The organism is Pseudoalteromonas aliena SW19 (assembly GCF_014905615.1).
In the GTDB taxonomy this organism is placed as follows: Bacteria; Pseudomonadota; Gammaproteobacteria; order Enterobacterales; family Alteromonadaceae; genus Pseudoalteromonas; species Pseudoalteromonas aliena.
In genome coordinates this window covers 336,017-351,530 of sequence record NZ_AQGU01000026.1, presented here as the reverse complement: position 1 = coordinate 351,530, position 15,514 = coordinate 336,017, and the positions used below count along the sequence as shown (strand labels likewise).

19 protein-coding genes are annotated in these 15,514 nt (G+C 39.4%); 13 read left to right on the top strand and 6 right to left on the bottom strand.

Annotation, left to right across the window (positions count from 1 at the left end; all coding sequences use genetic code 11):
- Nucleotides 1-16 precede the first annotated feature (16 nt).
- The 3 genes from PALI_RS12865 to PALI_RS12855 form a co-directional block, all read right to left on the bottom strand.
- On the bottom strand, nucleotides 17-757 hold the full coding sequence (locus PALI_RS12865) for an LrgB family protein (RefSeq protein ID WP_226894549.1): 741 nt from the start codon (nucleotides 755-757) through the stop codon (nucleotides 17-19).
- Complete coding sequence (locus PALI_RS12860) at nucleotides 750-1,103, bottom strand: CidA/LrgA family protein (RefSeq protein WP_182701104.1); 354 nt, start codon at nucleotides 1,101-1,103, stop codon at nucleotides 750-752. Before PALI_RS12860 ends, PALI_RS12865 begins: the two co-directional genes overlap by 8 nt.
- Before the next feature lie 331 nt (nucleotides 1,104-1,434).
- Entirely contained in the window at nucleotides 1,435-2,226 is a 792-nt protein-coding gene (locus PALI_RS12855) for a crotonase/enoyl-CoA hydratase family protein (RefSeq protein ID WP_193156092.1), read from the bottom strand.
- A gap of 229 nt (nucleotides 2,227-2,455) precedes the next feature.
- Between PALI_RS12855 and PALI_RS12850 the strand changes: the two genes are divergently transcribed.
- Genes PALI_RS12850 through PALI_RS12840 form a run of 3 tightly spaced genes read left to right on the top strand, consistent with a single transcriptional unit; the run spans nucleotide 2,456 to nucleotide 4,149 of the window.
- On the top strand, nucleotides 2,456-2,776 hold the full coding sequence (locus tag PALI_RS12850) for an HI1450 family dsDNA-mimic protein (protein WP_077537153.1): 321 nt from the start codon (nucleotides 2,456-2,458) through the stop codon (nucleotides 2,774-2,776).
- Nucleotides 2,777-2,821: 45 nt separating this feature from the next.
- Nucleotides 2,822-3,634, top strand: a complete 813-nt coding sequence (locus PALI_RS12845; protein ID WP_193156091.1) for a DUF481 domain-containing protein — start codon at nucleotides 2,822-2,824, stop codon at nucleotides 3,632-3,634.
- A 26-nt stretch (nucleotides 3,635-3,660) separates the two neighbouring features.
- Nucleotides 3,661-4,149 carry a hypothetical protein gene (locus tag PALI_RS12840; RefSeq protein ID WP_077537155.1) on the top strand — a complete coding sequence of 163 codons (489 nt, stop codon included), beginning with the start codon at nucleotides 3,661-3,663 and terminating at the stop codon, nucleotides 4,147-4,149.
- A 41-nt stretch (nucleotides 4,150-4,190) separates the two neighbouring features.
- Here the strand turns inward: PALI_RS12840 and PALI_RS12835 are convergent, their stop codons facing one another.
- Both PALI_RS12835 and ygfZ read right to left on the bottom strand, forming a co-directional pair.
- Nucleotides 4,191-4,676 (bottom strand): FKBP-type peptidyl-prolyl cis-trans isomerase, encoded by a 486-nt coding sequence (locus PALI_RS12835; RefSeq protein ID WP_077537156.1) that lies wholly within the window; start codon nucleotides 4,674-4,676, stop codon nucleotides 4,191-4,193.
- A 12-nt stretch (nucleotides 4,677-4,688) separates the two neighbouring features.
- Nucleotides 4,689-5,600: a tRNA-modifying protein YgfZ gene (ygfZ, locus tag PALI_RS12830; protein ID WP_193156090.1), complete on the bottom strand. Its 912-nt coding sequence runs from the start codon at nucleotides 5,598-5,600 to the stop codon at nucleotides 4,689-4,691.
- 164 nt (nucleotides 5,601-5,764) lie between these two features.
- Between ygfZ and PALI_RS12825 the strand changes: the two genes are divergently transcribed.
- Both PALI_RS12825 and PALI_RS12820 read left to right on the top strand, forming a co-directional pair.
- Entirely contained in the window at nucleotides 5,765-6,016 is a 252-nt protein-coding gene (locus PALI_RS12825; RefSeq protein ID WP_077537158.1) for an FAD assembly factor SdhE, read from the top strand.
- Nucleotides 6,017-6,116: 100 nt separating this feature from the next.
- Complete coding sequence (locus tag PALI_RS12820; protein ID WP_193156152.1) at nucleotides 6,117-6,428, top strand: hypothetical protein; 312 nt, start codon at nucleotides 6,117-6,119, stop codon at nucleotides 6,426-6,428.
- Here the strand turns inward: PALI_RS12820 and nadB are convergent.
- Nucleotides 6,403-8,013, bottom strand: coding sequence for an L-aspartate oxidase (nadB, locus tag PALI_RS12815; RefSeq protein ID WP_193156089.1), 1,611 nt, complete (start codon nucleotides 8,011-8,013; stop codon nucleotides 6,403-6,405). The two genes, PALI_RS12820 and nadB, sit on opposite strands and share 26 nt — an antisense overlap.
- Nucleotides 8,014-8,259: 246 nt before the next feature.
- Between nadB and rpoE the strand changes: the two genes are divergently transcribed.
- The 8 genes from rpoE (at nucleotide 8,260) to era (ending at nucleotide 15,498) form a co-directional block, all read left to right on the top strand.
- The gene (gene rpoE, locus PALI_RS12810; protein ID WP_077538947.1) at nucleotides 8,260-8,841 is read left to right on the top strand and encodes an RNA polymerase sigma factor RpoE; all 582 of its coding nucleotides are present in this window, start codon (nucleotides 8,260-8,262) and stop codon (nucleotides 8,839-8,841) included.
- Nucleotide 8,842: 1 nt separating this feature from the next.
- A complete protein-coding gene (locus PALI_RS12805; protein ID WP_193156088.1) occupies nucleotides 8,843-9,457 on the top strand; it encodes a sigma-E factor negative regulatory protein in 615 nt (204 codons plus the stop codon).
- Between the two features lie 4 nt (nucleotides 9,458-9,461).
- A complete protein-coding gene (locus tag PALI_RS12800; protein ID WP_193156087.1) occupies nucleotides 9,462-10,412 on the top strand; it encodes a MucB/RseB C-terminal domain-containing protein in 951 nt (316 codons plus the stop codon).
- Nucleotides 10,413-10,431: 19 nt separating this feature from the next.
- Nucleotides 10,432-10,881 carry a SoxR reducing system RseC family protein gene (locus PALI_RS12795; protein ID WP_193156086.1) on the top strand — a complete coding sequence of 150 codons (450 nt, stop codon included), beginning with the start codon at nucleotides 10,432-10,434 and terminating at the stop codon, nucleotides 10,879-10,881.
- A 275-nt stretch (nucleotides 10,882-11,156) separates the two neighbouring features.
- Nucleotides 11,157-12,944 carry a translation elongation factor 4 gene (gene lepA, locus PALI_RS12790; RefSeq protein ID WP_077537164.1) on the top strand — a complete coding sequence of 596 codons (1,788 nt, stop codon included), beginning with the start codon at nucleotides 11,157-11,159 and terminating at the stop codon, nucleotides 12,942-12,944.
- Nucleotides 12,945-12,960: 16 nt separating this feature from the next.
- The gene (lepB, locus tag PALI_RS12785) at nucleotides 12,961-13,896 is read left to right on the top strand and encodes a signal peptidase I (RefSeq protein ID WP_193156085.1); all 936 of its coding nucleotides are present in this window, start codon (nucleotides 12,961-12,963) and stop codon (nucleotides 13,894-13,896) included.
- Between the two features lie 2 nt (nucleotides 13,897-13,898).
- On the top strand, nucleotides 13,899-14,576 hold the full coding sequence (gene rnc, locus PALI_RS12780; protein WP_182703277.1) for a ribonuclease III: 678 nt from the start codon (nucleotides 13,899-13,901) through the stop codon (nucleotides 14,574-14,576).
- Nucleotides 14,566-15,498 (top strand): GTPase Era, encoded by a 933-nt coding sequence (gene era, locus PALI_RS12775; protein ID WP_182703276.1) that lies wholly within the window; start codon nucleotides 14,566-14,568, stop codon nucleotides 15,496-15,498. Before rnc ends, era begins: the two co-directional genes overlap by 11 nt.
- Nucleotides 15,499-15,514: the final 16 nt, after the last annotated feature.

Genomic DNA, 15,514 nt, shown 5'->3' with positions numbered 1-15,514 from the left:
ATATTATATTTGCCAACTATAGCAAAATGTTAACAAGAAAAGGATACAGCAAGGGAACTATTACAGCGGTTAGTAGTGCACTTAATGCCATTGCGACAGATGAAAAAGCCCCAATTTTTGGGTGCTCTGCAAGTGCTGCAGCGGTGCCTATTGCATGACAAGCGGTTCCCATTGCTACGCCTTGTGCTTCATAATTATATATTCCTATAAATTTTAGCAACATCATGGCAAATAAAGCCCCTAGTAAGCCAATAAAAATAACTAAAGCAGCAGCAAGCGAACTAATGCCCCCCAATGAGTCTGTAACAATAAGAGAAATTGGTGTTGTAACGCTTAGCGCGGCAACCGAGGCGCTCAATTGAACCGAAGCGTCAAATAATAAGCTAAGAACAAACGCCACACAGGTTGCGTTAATAATACCTATGCTGCATGTAAGCACTATTAATAATAAGTTTTTACGTATATGAATAAACTGTTGATATAAAGGCAGGGCTAAAGCAACAATCGCGGGCTCTAGTAACCAATTTAGTAATTTACTGTGAGAGGCAAACTGCGAGTAAGGTAGATTTAGATTAACTAATAGCAAAGCGATAATAGCAATGCTTAAAAAAACCGGATTAGTGAGTGACTTTAGTACGCTGTGCTTTATGCCCTTATTTATAGCTCTTAACGTTAAAAATAGTGCGATGATAAAAGGCACACTCAACCACCACAAATCGGGTGCTAGCATTTGGGCTTGCTTTGCTTGTTCAATCATTATTTTCTCGACCTTTAAAGTAAGCGATGACACTGCTTATTAAAAGTAACGACGAGAGAGGAATAAAAATAATAATAGACACTAAAAAAGGCCATTGTGATTTTATTAGCCCAAGGTGTTCAATAAAGCCAACACCAGCAGGAATAAAAAATATAGGCATAATGTTTAGAATTGGCGTTGCACAGGGCTTTATGTGCTGCTCTTTTACGAGGCCTGATAAAAGTAAAACTAATAAAATAACCATCGCTAATAATGGGGCGGGGAAGCTTCCGCCCATAATATGCATTATTAACTTAGCAACGGCTAAACATAGCAAAATAATGGCGCTACTAAGCAGAAATTTCATCAAAGTGGCTCGCAGAAAAGATAAGAGCTTAACTTTAACAAATCAAACTCTTTTGTGCATTAGGGCGTGTTGATCTTTGTGGATTGAAATTTGTTCAATCTAGGGGCGATTAAATCGCGGCGCGAGGTTTGTAACCTAGTGGGCTAAGTAAAAACCGAGCAACAAAGAGTTAATCGTCCCTAGAAAGAACCCAAAGGGCAGCGCATGTTTGGTATTTATGCTGCGTTATCGCCTATTTATGGGGAATAACCACACTACTTAGGCTCTGTCTTGCCTAAAAACCAAACATACTGCTGCAAACTCACCCACCAAAGATCAACACGCCCTAGTCTTACCAGCGCTTTGTGTTTGCATAAGTTATATCTGTTTTTCCTTTTGCTTTAGCAATCGCTTTTTTAGTATTGGGATTAAGCAATAAACGGATTTGGCTGAATGTTTCTTTTGCGAGTATTTTACGTTGTTGTGGCTTATAGCTTTGTTGAGTTACTCGCTTTATTGCGGCGAGTGTATCAGGGGAGCGTTCAAGCAATGTAGTAATCATGTTTTGCGTGGCTTGCTGAGTGTTATCAGTAAGCTGAGTAACTAAACCTAGCTCATTTGCTTGCTCTGCGGTGATAGGATTTGCATGACTTGCAAGCCAAAGCGCTTGGTCGCGCTTAACTAATCCGCTCATCATTACGTTCGCTCCCATGTCAGGGCACAATCCCCAACGGGCTTCCATTATGGCAAGTTTGGCATCAACATGGACTATTCTGTAATCCGCGCCCAATGCTATTTGTAATCCCCCACCTAAACAGTTGCCATTTATTTGTGCAATAACGGGCACGCTCAAAGACTGCCAGCCTAGTACAACTTTTTGTGCCAAATTTTGATTACCAGGCAGCCATTTCATTAATAACTTTATTATATTAAATGGCGATGCCATTACCGCAGCTACATCAAGCCCAGCGCAAAAGTGATCACCTTCGCCAGTAATTACAACGGCGCGAACACTGCGATCTTTTTTTATGTTTTTAATTACCTTGCTCAAGTCTATGAACATTTCAAAACTCAATGCATTTTGTTTTTTTTCTCTGCAAAGCGTAACCGTAGCAATACCATTTTGTTTTTCTAACTTTATCATTACATACTCCTCCGACCTGTTGCTTTGAGCTTATGTTGTTATGTGTGTTAAGTAAAGTGAGAGACTTTATTGGTAGGCAAAAGTCTTAACTTTCACTTCGATAAATAAAATATATTTAAGAATGTATGAAGTAGGCACAAAAAAATCGAACATTTGAATGTTTTATTATCAAAATGGTGTATAGATTTGATAATATAGTTTTACTTAAAAGCTCATAGGCTAAGCAAATATGTCAGGTCCTCGTTTATATACAGTAGAAGAAGTAACTCATCAGGCTTACGATATTTTTTTAGAGTTAGCGCCAAATAACTTAAGTGAAAAAGATGTCGAAGACTTTAATGAATTTAGAGAAGACCTTGGCTTTATTGAAGAAGATGAGCCCGATGAGCAGTGGCATGATTTTGTTGCCCTAGAAATAGAACCCGAAAGTTTTGTGCAAGTTTTAGTGGGTCTAGAGTTCGAAAACGATGACGTTTTATTTGCTAAGATACTAATAAGCCGCGATAAAGATGCGCCTTTTTGTCATATTCTATGGAAAGAAAGTGAATAAACCAGCCGGTTTATTCATTTATAATGATGTGTAAGAGAGAACATAGTGCTTAAATATTTATTTTTGATTTTTTTAATTATTAGCACCCCAAGTTGGGCTGTTGATCCTTTTGAAGATTTTCATAAATACGGGCAGCTCTCAGATGAAGAAATTCATGATTTGCACAAAGGTGAAATGCTCTACGGCGATACTGAATTTGGCTTTATTTTAAGTAAAGGTAATACCAATTCGACTAGCTTTAAGCTCAAAGGGAATTTATACCAAGACTTTGAGAACTGGCGCAATCAATTCAAAATAGACTCCCTTTATAAGCGTGACGAAAATGATGAGACGGGCGACAGTGACGTAACTGCCAACCGTGTGTTTATATCGGCGCAAGGTAACTATAAAGTGGGTGTAAAGAACTCATCCTTTTTTATTTACGGCGACTATGAGGAAGATGAGTTTAGTGGGCTTGATTTTAAAAGTACGATTGCAACAGGTTATGGTGCGCGTGTATATCAAGGTTCAAAAAACAAAGTAGATATTGATATAGGGCCAGGTTTGTACCGCTCAGTAGCTGATGATGACTCGGATGTGAGTGACGATGAAATAAATAAAACCGGCTACTTAGTACGTGTTGCTATGCAATGGGAGCGATTAGTGTCAAAGCGAACTCGTTTTAATCAAGATTTAAGCATTGAACAGTCACTTTCAGGTCTTAATTCTCGCCTAAAGTCAGAAACAGCATTGATAAGCCAAGTGATTGGTGCGGTATCGCTTAAATTTGCGTATATGTACCGTTATAATTCAAAACCCGAAGATGACAAACTTAAGTTTGATTCAGAACTGAGTGCCACTTTAGTGTATAACTTTTAAGTATTTATTTAATTTTAGAGAGTAGTATGTACCAACATAAACAGTATGCCGTGTTTATCTTTTTTGTACTTGCGTGGATTGGTGGCTTTGTTGCGCTAGCATGGAACTTGTTAGGCGCTGATGGACCTTTAATAATATTTTCCGGTATTTTAGTGCTGGTGGGTTTTTTGTTTCACGGGTTAACAGTAAAGGTAGACGATAAAAAAATCAGTTGGGCTTTTGGCCCAGGTGTTGCTGGGCAAAGTATTTTGCTTAGCGAAGTTACTGAAGCAAAAGCAGTTCAAAATTCATATCGACATGGTATCGGCATACGTATAACTCATGATGGTTGGGTATATACAGTGTCTGGCTTTAGTGCAATTGAACTTACGCTTAAAGATGGCACTATGTATCGAGTCGGCACTAATGATCAAAAAGGGTTATTAGCAGCCTTAAAAGAGAATAAAGTGTCAGTAGCGTTACCAAGCTCTTCAAAAAGCGAACCTAAAGCGGTTAAGCGCAATAATATGATATAAAAAAAGCGCCTTAGGCGCTTTTTTACATGCTTTGCACAATTTTAGTGATCGTGACCACATCCACCTTCGCCGTGTACATGGCCGTGAGTTAATTCGTCTTGTGTTGCATCGCGCACTTCAAGTATTTCTACGTCAAAGTTAAGTGTAATGCCTGCAAGCGGATTATTGCCATCTACAATCACTTCTTCATCTTGAATATCGATGATCATTACAGACTGATCGCCGTCATCTGTTGATGCACGAAATTGCATACCGACTTCAATTTCCATATCTTCAAACATGGATTTAGGCACAGCTTGCATAAGGTTGTCGTGGCGTTCGCCGTAACCGTCTTCAGGTTCAACTTTCACACTAAGCGTGTCGCCTGCTTGTTTTCCTTGTAGAGCATTTTCTAAGCCTGAAATTAAGTAGCCTGTGCCAATAATAAAATGCAGTGGCTCACCACCAAACGAATTATCAATGCTATTGCCATCATTATCCATTACCGAATAATGCATTTTTACTACTTTATTTGCCGCAACGATCATAGTCATTCCTATTTATTCATCTTCAAGAGAGTAGGGTAGAGGCAGAATGCTTAGCTCCACCTGAGGTGTGTGTTTTGCACGAAGTACTTGAGTTACATCAGTATCGTTTGGCAACACAACGAGGCCAGTTAATATATTTTTTTGGTCATCAAAACTTTGCGCGATGAGCTTGCCCGCACGACGCCAATTTTCGCCTAATTGGGTTTCTATGTCTGGCTCTAAAAGTACGCCTTCACTTTGACCTGAAACGATATACATGGCGCGTTTATTTTTACCAAGGTATTTCATCCGGGCTACTGTTTCTTGACCTGTGTAACAGCCTTTTTTAAAGCTAATACCTTCGATTGCTTGTAAATTAACCATTTGTGGGACGTACTCACCTATAGCATCGCTGCTTAATTGCGGCTCACCTGCTAAAATTGCCGCTTGTTGCCATGGTGCGTCCGTATCAAGAGTCGATATATTGTCAGGAATACTAAACTGATTATCAACCATAAGTAATACGCGATTATCAGCCAGTTTTAATGCTTTACCATGATTAAAATCGCATGCTGTAGAATCGTTTTCAAACGTTATATTTAGTTGTGTTAATACGTCAGTTAAATCATCGCCAATTAAGCCAATTAACCGTTGCGAAGCGGCACTGATCTCTACTTTTGCAAACACGGCGTATTTTTTAAGTTCTGCTAGCGATTTTTCTATTTCACCTTCACTGCCTGTAAGGTAGTAGGTATCTTGATGTGAGAATAATTTAAATACACCCCAAAGCTTACCTTTGGCACTGCAATGACCAGCCCATAAATAATTGCTGCTGGTTAATTTATTAAGATCTTGAGTAATTTGTCCGTGCAGATAAGATAATTTATCAACGCCGTTAAGGCTAATAAGTTGATGAGATAATGGACATGCATAAACGCTCGACATAAAAACCTTCTTTGCAAAATAAATGAAGTGACATAATAACGCAGTTGTTACGTATGGTACAGACAAGCGCCTACTGCTGTGGGTTTATTATTTAATGAGAGATTAATAGCTGCTAAATTGCTGTGTATTTGTTAAACTCGAGTCAATTAAGTATGAGGTTTAAAATGGTTGAAATTCATAGTAAAGCACGTATTCGTTGGGCTTGTCGTCGTGGTATGTTAGAGCTAGACGTTTTGTTTATGCCGTTTGTTGAAGACGCGTACGATTCTTTAAATGCAGAGCAGCAAGCTATTTTTCAGCGTTTGCTAACTGAAGAAGACCCTGATTTATTCGCATGGTTTATGGGCCATCAAGAATGTAAAGATGAGCAGTTAAATGCCATGGTTCAACTTATTCTAGATAGAGTTCGTGTATAGATTTACTGTTACAAATAACAAAATAGACCACAAACCGATTGTGGTCTTTTTTTGTACGCTCACTTTAGTTTTGTGTTTGTTTTTAAACTCCATATTAGCCATGTTTTTTTGTGTGGTTGTTTGTTCGGTGGCAGGGCTATTTGTTTGGCGTAAAACTGTCGATTCGCATCCGGTGCAGGGGGTTGTCATTTTAGAGTCAAATTTATTTAGATTTGAAAGTGACTCACTTAAGATTCAAGGCGAAATAAGTTCTAAAAGCCGTATTATTGGCAACAGTGTGTGGCTATATATTAAAGGTTTTAGTAATAACCGTTGGCTAATTATTTCAGCCAACGGCGTTAATGAGCAAAGTTATACCCGCTTAAAGCGGGCTACGCTAAGCGCGATTAATCGCGCTGCGGATTCAAAATAGTCGGTGTTGGGTTTTCATTTTGCTCTGGGTAGTCAATCGTGTAATGCAAACCACGGCTTTCTTTTCGCTCCATTGCACTTCTTATTATTAATTCAGCAACTTGCACTAAGTTACGTAGCTCTAATAAGTTATTACTTACTCTAAAATTAGCGTAATAGTCGTGTATTTCTTGCTGTAATAATTCGACACGATGCAGCGCCCGTTCTAAGCGCTTAGTTGAGCGTACAATACCGACGTAATCCCACATAAATAATCGCAGTTCATGCCAGTTGTGAGTAATTACAATTTCTTCATCGGAGTTACTAACACGGCTTTCATCCCAATTTGGTAATACCATCGGCTCTGGTGCATGCTCTAATTTACTTAAAATGTCTTTTGCAGCGGCATGGGCAAAAACAATGCACTCTAGTAATGAATTACTCGCCATCCGATTTGCACCATGTAGGCCCGTATAAGCAACTTCACCTACAGCGTATAAGTTATCTAAATCGGTTTTGCCATTAAAGTCGGTCATTACACCGCCACACGTGTAATGTGCGGCCGGTACAACCGGAATTGCTTCTTTGGTTATATCAAGCCCTACACTTAAGCATTTTGCGTAAATAGTCGGAAAGTGCTCAATAATAAATTCTTTGTCTTTGTGGCTAATGTCTAGGTATACGCAGTTTGCACCAAGGCGTTTCATTTCAAAGTCGATTGCCCGCGCGACTATATCTCGAGGTGCTAGTTCTTCACGGCTGTCAAAGTCTTTCATAAAGCGGGTACCATCAGGGCGTTTTAGGTAGGCACCTTCGCCACGCATCGCTTCAGTAATTAAAAAGTTTTGCAGTTCAGGGTGATACAGGCTTGTTGGATGAAATTGATTAAACTCCATATTAGCTACTTTACAGCCTGCCCGCCACGCCATTGCAATGCCATCACCGCTTGATACATCTGGGTTTGATGTATAAAGGTACACTTTACTAGCACCGCCAGTTGCAAGGGCTACAAATTTAGCTGAAATAGTTTCTACTTTTTTCGCTTTTTTGTTCCACACATACATACCTTCAATGTGTGAGCCCGCTTTACCCGCGCTTTTATCTGAAATCAAATCAATTGCGTTATACTGCTCAAGTAGAGTGATGTTTTTATGTAACTTTACTTGGCTTATAAGTGTCGTTTGCACAGCTTTACCAGTTGCGTCAGCGGCATGCAAAATACGACGATGGCTGTGGCCGCCTTCTCGTGTTAAATGAAAACGCTCTTTACCTTTGCTGTCAAACTCCATATCAAAAGGCACGCCTTGGTCAATCAACCATTGTAAGCAGTCATGTGCATTACTTGCAGTATAATGAACAGCTTCCCTGTCGCACAAACCACCGCCAGCATCTAATGTATCTTCAACATGCGATTCAATACTGTCATTTTGTTTATCAAATACAGCCGCTATACCGCCTTGCGCATAAAGAGTGGAGCCTTCAGTGAGTGCGCCTTTGCTGATCACGGTAACGTTACAATAGTTAGCTAAAGACAAGGCAAGTGATAATCCAGCTGCGCCGCTACCGATAATAGCGACATCTGCAATGTGATGTTTATTTTGGTTCATGTCAGGGGTACTTTGCGGTTACAATGCCCTAATAGAGCAATATTTGTTTTCAATATCTGTAGTTGTATCATATTTGTCATATTACTACGTAGTGATTTTAATAGCTTAGTGCTGTTATTTATCAACTATTTTATATAAAAATAATATTAAGCAGAACTTTTTATTCATGTCGGGGTCAGAGTACTTGTGAACAATGGCGATAATATGAATAACAAGCAAAAATCAGACATAGGAGTACCGGCTCGAATGAGCGAGCAGGAATTAGATTTAGTGCTGGTAAAAAGGGTTCAGCAAGGCGATAAAAATGCCTTTAACCTATTGGTAAAGAAGTATCAAAACAAAATTGCAGGCTTGATCTCACGTTATGTATCGAATCAAGGTGATGTTGCTGATGTAGCACAAGAAGCATTTATTAAAGCTTATCGTGCGCTTCCTAACTTTAGAGGTGATAGCGCCTTTTATACTTGGTTATACCGTATTGCCGTTAATTGTGCTAAAAATTACTTAGTAGCGCAGGGCCGTAAACCGCCAGCAAATGATATAGATGCTGAAGAAGCTGAATTTTATGATTGTGCGGATTCGATGCGTTCAAATGCATCCCCTGAAAACCTTCTTTTAAGCGAAGAGGTGCGCGCTGTTATTTTTAATACGATTGATAGTTTGCCTGAAGATCTTAAAACCGCAATTACCCTCAGAGAAATCGAAGGGATGAGCTATGAAGAAATAGCCGTGGTAATGGATTGCCCAGTCGGGACGGTACGTTCGCGTATATTTCGTGCCCGTGAAGCAATTGATAACAAATTAAACCCATTAATAGGCGAGTCTTAGTATGACAAAAGCACACCTCAACAAGTTAGATAACGAAACGTTATCAGCACTACTTGATGGCGAGCAACATCTAACAGATGCAAAAGTTGCAGATCACGATGTCGCTACGTTTGGTCGTTATGCGTTAATTGGTGATGCAATGCGTGCTCAAAAAAATAATCAGGACATACATATTGATATTAGCGATCGCGTTGCATTAGCATTAGAAAACGAGCCTGTTTATGCTGACTTCAACCAGCCAAATACAGAGCCTCAAGCAATTACTGAAACAATGCAAGGTAACAATGTTGTTGCGTTTAATTGGCGTAAGCCGGTGGCTCAGTTAGCAATTGCAGCAAGTGTCGCGATGTTTGCTATTGTGGGAGTTAATACACTTCCTCAAAATAACGAGCAGCAAAATGAAATCCCGTTATTGCAAACCACACCTTTAACAGGAATGGCGTCTCCAGTGAGTTATTCATCTGAACCTGCGCTTGAAAATGCTGAACAAGGTTTACGCGAATTACAACAGCAACGTATTGGTGCATTAGTTTTAGAACATCAACGTCAAGCACGTGTTGCTAACTCGCTCCAAACAGCGCAAAATGATACGAAAGCGCAAGACGGAAAAAACTAATTAAATGAAAGTAATCACTTTTGTTCTGTCGTTAGCATTAAGTTTTAATGTACTTGCTAGCGACACAAATCCTGCAAAAAACCTATTACTCGAAATGGCTAATGCCGTTCATAATCGTAACTTTGATGCTTCGTTTGTTGTTGTGAAAGGTAAAACGATGGAGCCGTATCGCTGGGTCCATGCCAAACAAGGCAATACAGAACTTGAGCATTTAAGCTTACTCAATGGCGCTGGCCTTGAAATGGTTCGCGTTAATGATCAGGTGACTTATTTCGAGCCACAATCAGAACCCTATTCCCTTAAAACAGACTCGATTGCGGGTCCAATTCCTGAAGTACTATTTAAAAATATTGAACGATTAAGTGCACATTATGACTTTGTACTTGGTGGAAAAGGTCGTATTGCAGGTCGAGCGGCTCAATTAGTGCGTATTGAATCCAAAGATGAGTACAAATATAACTACTGGATTTGGCTTGATATGGAGTCGTCGTTATTATTAAAAGCGGCGTATGTTAATCATAAAGGCGAAGCGTTGGAGCAACTGCAGTTAACACATATTAGTGTTACAGAGCAGCCTGCACCTATGTTACTTGAGGTTCTTAATCGCGATTTTCCGACTCCTTTACCTGAAAGTACTATCGAAAATACAGATAGTGCAGTAACAAACTGGAAAATCAGTTGGTTACCTGATGGTTTTAAGCTATTAAAATCTGATAGACATAAATTAGATTTAAATAATGAGTTAACAGATTACTACTTGTTTTCAGATGGTTTTGTTGATGTATCGGTATTTATACAGCGCCCGTTACCAGGTAAGCGCTTAAGCGGTGCATTAACGTCTGGCGCAACGACTGTATACGTGCATAATGGTGGTAATTTTGATGTATCGGTTGTTGGTAATGTCCCGAGCATGACTGCAAAAGCAATTGCTGAGTCAGTGACTCGCGCATTATAAGCGATTCGTAAGGATTGTTATGATTGAACAAACTCTCACCATTGTGGCCTTAAATGGCCACACTGCACATTTAGAAGCACAGCAAAAACAAGCTTGCGAAGGGTGTAATGGTCGTTGTGGCTCACAAGTATTTAGCAAATTGTTTGGTACAGAAAAAAAAACACTTCCCTATAAATTTGACTCACCTGTTGAGATCGGTCAAAAGATTACCCTTTCCTTAGATGATAGCTATGTTGTAAAGCACGCTTTTGCTGTGTATATGCTTCCACTATTTTTTAGTCTCATCTTTGCATTGATTACATCAGAGTTGTTTTTATTATCTGAAGGCTGGCAAATACTTGCTGCGATTATTGGTGGAATGTTTGGCTTTTTTATAGCTAAAACACGCGTTAAATCACTTAAACACGATATAAAAGTAATAAAAATTCACCCAATTAGTATCCCTTTAACTCAAATAGATGGTGATTGACGCCAATTAAATGTAAAATTGCCGTTTTACACCAAAGTAACTTGGAAATACAGGGGACAGTGGTTTTTAAAATTATTTTATCTGGTTGAACCATTTAATTTAGTTAAGTCTAAATTATTGTTATTAAAAGAATAAATTATTTTAAACCCATCTTAAAAAACATGAGTTAAGTCTGTTACACACACGCTGAATTCATCGCATCCTAAAGTAAGTATTTTCAAGTCACTTAGGTATTCATAGTTAGTCCATTAAAATAGAAGTATAGAATCCAGTTTATGAAGCATATCCGTAATTTTTCGATCATCGCCCATATTGATCATGGTAAATCGACCCTTTCAGATCGTTTGATCCAAGTTTGTGGCGGTTTAACCGACCGTGAAATGCAAAAACAGGTTTTGGATTCAATGGATATTGAGCGCGAACGTGGTATTACCATTAAAGCGCAAAGTGTAACGTTGAATTATAAAGCGAATGATGGTGAAACTTACCAACTTAATTTCATCGATACTCCAGGGCATGTTGATTTTACTTATGAAGTATCGCGTTCTTTAGCTGCTTGTGAAGGTGCACTGCTTGTTGTTGATGCCGGCCAAGGTGTGGAAGCACAAACATTAGCTAACTGCTACACGGCTATTGAAATGGAATTAGAGGTAATCCCTGTACTGAACAAAATCGATTTACCGCAGGCAGATCCACTTCGAGTTGCAGAAGAAATTGAAGAAATAATTGGTATTGACGCACTTGATGCCGTGCAATGTAGCGCTAAAACTGGTGTAGGTATTGCCGAAGTGCTCGAAATGATTGTTAGAGATGTTCCACCGCCAGTAGGCGATAAAGATGGGCCTCTACAAGCACTTATTATTGATTCTTGGTTTGACCCATACCAGGGCGTTGTATCACTAGTGCGTATTAAGCATGGTGAATTACGCACTGGCGACAAAATAAAAATAATGTCGAACGAGCATATACATACCGCTGACCAAGTGGGTGTATTTACACCTAAGCAAACTAACACGGGTATTTTAAGAACTGGCGAAGTAGGGTTTGTTATTGCTGGCATTAAAGAGATACATGGTGCGCCAGTGGGCGACACGATAACTCATCAAAAAAATGCGGCACCACTTCGTTTACCTGGCTTTCAAAAAATTAAGCCACAGGTTTATGCGGGTATGTTTCCAATTGCATCAGATGAGTATGAATCATTCCGTGATGCACTTAACAAATTAAGCTTAAACGATGCGTCGTTATTCTTTGAACCAGAGAATTCAACGGCACTTGGTTTTGGTTTCCGCTGTGGCTTTTTAGGCATGCTGCACATGGAAATCATTCAAGAGCGTTTAGAGCGCGAATACGATATTGATTTAATTACAACAGCACCAACGGTAATCTACGAGATCGTTACTAAAGAAGGTACTTTTCAGATTGATAATCCATCTGACTTACCCGCAGTAAACGATATTGTAGAAATTCGTGAGCCGATTGTTGAAGCTAATATTTTGGTACCACAAGAATACCTAGGTAATGTTATTACTTTGTGTATCGAAAAGCGCGGTAGCCAAACAAAAATGACTTATCACGGTAAGCAAGTAGCTGTTACGTACGAGCTACCTATGGCTGAAGTGGTCATGGACTTTTTTGATAAATTAAAATCAACTAGCCGTGGTTTTGCATCACTTGATTATAACTTTAAACACTTCCAAACATCAGATATGGTACGTGTTGATATTTTAATAAACAGTGAACGTGTTGATGCACTTGCGATTATTGTTCACAGAGATGGTGCACAGTCTCGTGGTCGTCAGTTAGCTGATGCATTAAAAGAGCTTATTCCTCGTCAGATGTTTGATATTGCGATTCAAGCAGCGATAGGGCAGCATGTTATCGCACGTACCACGGTAAAACAGTTGCGTAAAAACGTAATTGCAAAGTGTTACGGTGGTGATGTAAGTCGTAAGAAAAAACTACTTAAAAAGCAAAAAGATGGTAAAAAACGCATGAAGCAAGTGGGCAATGTAGAAGTGCCTCAAGAAGCGTTTTTAGCTATTTTAAAAGTTGGTAAATAAAAACAAAGGATTATAAATGGCCGGTTACTTTTCAGTTTTATTGGTGCTATTAACCCTAGGCTCAGGTTTGATATGGTTAATAGATCACTTAATGTTTGCACCTAAAAGGCAAGCGCGTTTAGCAATAGCGCAAACGTCTGCCGGTGCTCCGTTAGATGAAGAAACAGCGGCATTAATAGCGCCAGAGCCAGTAATAACAGAAACTGCAAAGTCGATATTTCCGATGATTGCTGCTATTACTATTTTTAGATCATTCATTTTTGAACCGTTTCAAATTCCATCCGGTTCGATGATGCCTACTTTGCTTGTAGGTGATTTTATTTTAGTACAAAAATATTCATACGGTATAAAAGACCCTGTCTGGCGTACTCAGTTGGTTGAAATGGACGAACCTGAGCGTGGTGACATTGTTGTATTTAAATACCCGCTAGATGATAAAGTTGACTATATTAAACGTACAATAGGCTTGCCTGGAGATAAAGTTGTTTATCGTGATAAACGCTTATATATCCAGCCAAACTGCAATGAAGGTGAAACCCGAAAAGGTGAGCTTTTATGTAATGAATTTAACAAAATTGATTTTAAATTAATTAATGATGACGAATTTAAGCAAGGCCCGATGCCTCTTGCACGTGTAAGTGAAAATTTGACCACGGTTACGCATGATATTTTAATTAACCCACAAACACCTGAAAGAAAAGGGCGTTATTATCAGCAACCAGGTACGCCTGCAGATGAATGGGTTGTTCCTGCTGATCATTATTTTATGATGGGTGATAACCGCGACAACAGCCAAGATGGTCGCTTTTGGGGCTTTGTACCAAAAGAAAACTTGGTGGGTAAAGCTGTCTTTATATGGATGAGTTTTGAATTTGAGAATGGCCCAGATGATATTTTACCAGGATGGGTTCCAACTGGTGTTCGTTTTGAACGCCTAGGTAATATTCAGTAACAATGAAAAAAAATGTAACCGAACTATACAATAAAATTGGCTATGAATTTGCTGATCAAGGTTTACTTGAACAGGCAATGACGCATCGCAGTCATAAAGGTCAACATAATGAACGACTAGAGTTTTTAGGCGATTCTATTTTGAGCTTTGTAATAGCGAATGCGCTTTATGCTAAATTTCCTAAAGCGCGTGAAGGCGATTTAAGTCGCATGCGCTCAACGCTTGTACGTGGTCAAACACTCGCTGAATTTGGACTTGAATTTGGTCTTGGTGATTACCTGCGCCTAGGTCCAGGTGAGCTTAAAAGTGGTGGATTCCGCCGTGAGTCAACCCTTGCTGATGCTGTAGAGGCTATTATTGGCGCTGCATTTTTAGATTCAGGTATTGAGCGCTGTGGCGAACTAATATTGGCGTGGTATGAATCACGCTTGGATGCTATTTCACCAGGGCTTAATCAAAAAGATCCGAAGACCTTGCTGCAAGAGCATCTACAGGGCCGTAAGTTACCTTTGCCAGGCTATACTGTGGTTGATACACAAGGCCAAGCACACAATCAAACATTCACGGTTGAATGTATTGTTGATGGAATGGATAGCATAATTTCTGTTGGTAGCTCGCGCCGTAAAGCCGAACAAAAAGCTGCTGAAAAAGCATTGAAGATAATTAAAAATGAATCTTGATACTCTAATACAACCTCATGACGGCGATGTAGATACGTTTTGTGGCATGGTCGCTATTGTAGGACGTCCAAACGTTGGTAAATCAACTTTACTTAATGAAATCATTGAGCAAAAGGTGAGCATTACCTCTCGCAAACCGCAAACCACCCGCCATCGTATTATGGGTATTCATACCGAAGGTAAATACCAAGCAATTTATATCGATACGCCAGGGTTACATGTTGAAGAAAAGCGTGCCATTAACCGTTTAATGAACCGTGCAGCATCAAGTTCAATTGGTGACGTAGAGCTTATTATATTTGTTGTCGAAGGCACTCACTGGAATGCTGATGACGATATGGTACTTAACAAAGTATCACAAAGTGGTAAGCCGGTATTATTAGTTATTAATAAAATTGACCAAGTTAAAGACCGCGATCTTGTGTTACCGCACATGAAGTGGCTAGGTGATAAGTTTGATTTTGTAGGCATCATGCCGGTATCTGCAAAACAAGGTAAGAACATAGACTTGATTAAGGCTGAAGTAACTAAACGTTTACAGCCATGTGAATTTTACTTCCCTGATGATTATGTAACCGATCGTTCAATGCGCTTTATGGCGGCTGAAGTTATTCGTGAAAAGCTAATGCGCTTCATGGGTGAAGAGCTTCCATATTCAGTTACTGTTGAAATAGAGCAGTTTAAATGGCAAGAAAATGGTATTTGGCACATCAACGGCTTAATATTAGTCGAACGTGAAACTCAAAAGCGCATGGTTATTGGTAATAAGGGCGAAAAGCTTAAAGTTATTGGCCGTGAAGCGCGTAAAGATCTCGAAGAAATGCTTGATAATAAAGTGTTTTTAGAGCTTTGGGTAAAAGTTAAATCAGGTTGGGCTGATGACGAGCGAGCACTTCGAAGCTTAGGTTACGGTGAAGACTAAACTAAAAAGCTACCTA